Source organism: Methanobrevibacter sp. (assembly GCF_045646045.1).
Lineage (GTDB): Archaea > Methanobacteriota > Methanobacteria > Methanobacteriales > Methanobacteriaceae > Methanocatella.
The window spans coordinates 1-2,121 of sequence record NZ_JAZRJY010000066.1 but is presented as its reverse complement, the minus strand read 5'-3'; the positions used below and the strand labels follow the sequence as shown (position 1 = coordinate 2,121).

4 protein-coding genes are annotated in these 2,121 nt (G+C 31.6%); 2 read left to right on the top strand and 2 right to left on the bottom strand.

The features are described 5' to 3' along the window. Positions 1–342 precede the first annotated feature (342 nt). Together ACKI5C_RS04220 and ACKI5C_RS04215 are read left to right on the top strand one after the other, a co-directional pair. Positions 343–654 (top strand): hypothetical protein, encoded by a 312-nt coding sequence (locus tag ACKI5C_RS04220; RefSeq protein WP_407431960.1) that lies wholly within the window; start codon positions 343–345, stop codon positions 652–654. Continuing rightward, positions 651–1,016, top strand: a complete 366-nt coding sequence (locus ACKI5C_RS04215) for a DUF2283 domain-containing protein (protein WP_407431959.1) — start codon at positions 651–653, stop codon at positions 1,014–1,016. The genes ACKI5C_RS04220 and ACKI5C_RS04215 overlap by 4 nt, the downstream gene beginning before the upstream one ends. Positions 1,017–1,235: 219 nt before the next feature. Here ACKI5C_RS04215 and ACKI5C_RS04210 read toward each other — a convergent pair whose 3' ends face one another. Beyond that, a complete protein-coding gene (locus tag ACKI5C_RS04210; RefSeq protein WP_407431958.1) occupies positions 1,236–1,631 on the bottom strand; it encodes a cupin domain-containing protein in 396 nt (131 codons plus the stop codon). A 12-nt stretch (positions 1,632–1,643) separates the two neighbouring features. Further along, the coding region (locus ACKI5C_RS04205) for an SDR family oxidoreductase (protein ID WP_407431957.1) at positions 1,644–2,121 on the bottom strand (478 nt) is incomplete at its 5' end.

The window sequence follows — 2,121 nt, the reverse complement described above, 5'->3', positions numbered from 1 at the left end:
ACTCATCGTAAGATAAGATGGCTACAAACTGGTTTTGAGGGTTTGTGATTGCAGATTTATCTGTTTGTTCAAGGTTATTTTTGATTAGATAATACATTGAAATTCTATTTGTTTTTATAGGTTAATTATTTTTTGGCATTGGTTCATTAGTTTAAGTTGGGTTTTATGTTTCCAATATTATTCTTTATTTTTAAAAATTTCTTTTATAAAAATTGCTCTACTTTTGTAAAATTGCTTTAACTTTATAATATTGTATTCATTTAAAACAAAAATCTTATAAAATTCGTAATTTAAAATAATATTAAATTAAATTTTTTAAAATATAAAATAAAGGTTTTAAAAATGAGAGATTATTCTATTGAAGAGGCAATTGAAATAATTAATTCATGTGATCAATCGTTCATGCCTGATACTAAACATTTTGATGTTAGGAATATTCAACGGATTGGAGATTTTGACTTAATCTTTGAAACATTCTTACACAATCCATTAATGGGGATTATCAAGCAAGATTACAATAAATTTAGATTATATTTTGAACACAATCAGAGACCTACAAAAGATATATCATTAGTGATAGGTATAAATGATAGTAAAGATGTGAAATTTGTAACTGTTATGGAAACTTATAGAAATCAAAGGGTGAGAAAATGAACAACAAAGTAATATATGATTATGACCCTCAAGAGGATTCATTATTCATATATTGTGTTGATGATTATGAATATGAAGTTTCACTTGAATTAGACAATGATGTGATTCTAGATATTGATAAAGATGGTAAACCTGTTGCATTTGAATTTTTAAATGCATCTAAAATATTCAATCTGGATAAAAGTCATTTTAATAATTTAACTAAAATTACTATTCAATCAATAATCACTGAAGAGTCTATAAATTTAAAAGTCACATTAGTTGTTCCTGTCCATAATAAAACACAAACTTTTGGAATGAATAGAATCACAACTAATCTAAATGGTATTCCTGCTATTGAATCTGAACTGGTTACAGCATAACATTATTCATTACATCGTAACAGCCTGATTTTATAATTATTTAGAAAATGAATTCTCTATCAGAGTTTTATTGCTTGAAATCTATAAGTATCGGAACTTTTTTATAAGTTTTATACGAATTGTTCGCATATTTGAGATTTGTTGTTGGTGATGGTTCAATAGTTATGTCTAATCTTAATCGATTAAATTCATATAGTGTTCATCATCTACTTCTTCTAATCATTCATTGCTTGCATCATCGTGAGGAACTTCAACAGCAATGTGTGAAAACCATGAATCTACTTTTGCACCATGCCAATGTTTTACATTAGCCGGAATTGTAATTACAGTGCCTGGAACAAGGCTCTCGGCATCTTTGCCTTCTTCCTGATACCATCCTTCACCTGCTGTGCAAATCAAAATTTGGCCTCCTCCATTGCTTGCCTGGTGAATGTGCCAATTGTTTCTGCATCCTGGTTCAAAAGTGACATTAGCAACAAATACTGTAGATTCTCCAAATTCATTTAAAGGATTTAGGTATGAGTTTCCAATAAAATATTGTGCAAATGCATCGTTTGGATTGCCCATGCCAAAAATATTTGCCTTTTCAAAATCCTCTTTGTTTGAATATTTCAAAAACAACACCTTCTATTGTAATTCCAGGGAGTATCTTCCACTGGCTATTGATGCTATTACTCCTCCATCAACCAAGAGATCAATTCCTGTGATGAATGACGAGTCATCTCTTAATAGGAATTCTGCAGCTCTTGCAATCTCTTCTGATGTTCCTACTCTTTTTGCGGGGGATGAATTAATCATTTCCTGATAAGCATCACCTGCTGATTCGAATTCGTCATAGGCTAGTGGAGTTACAATGATTCCCGGTGAAATTGAGTTTATTCTCGCACCCCTGTCTGCCCAAGTGGTTGCTGCGGCAGTTCTGACCTTTAGGTGGTTTGCTCTTTTTGCAACTACGTATGCCACGCCTGAATTGACCATTGCATCATTTTTAATGAAATCCAAATCCTTTAACTCATCAGTTGATGCCAATGCAATTTGCTGTTCGACTTCAGGAGGCAAATTCATCATGTATCCAGTTTGGCTTGAGATGATGAGTCCTGCACCT

Coding starts and splice junctions, on each gene's coding strand:
- ACKI5C_RS04220 (WP_407431960.1), top strand. CDS start 343: ATGAGAGATTATTCTATTGAAGAGGCAATTGAAATAATTAATTCATGT.
- ACKI5C_RS04215 (WP_407431959.1), top strand. CDS start 651: ATGAACAACAAAGTAATATATGATTATGACCCTCAAGAGGATTCATTA.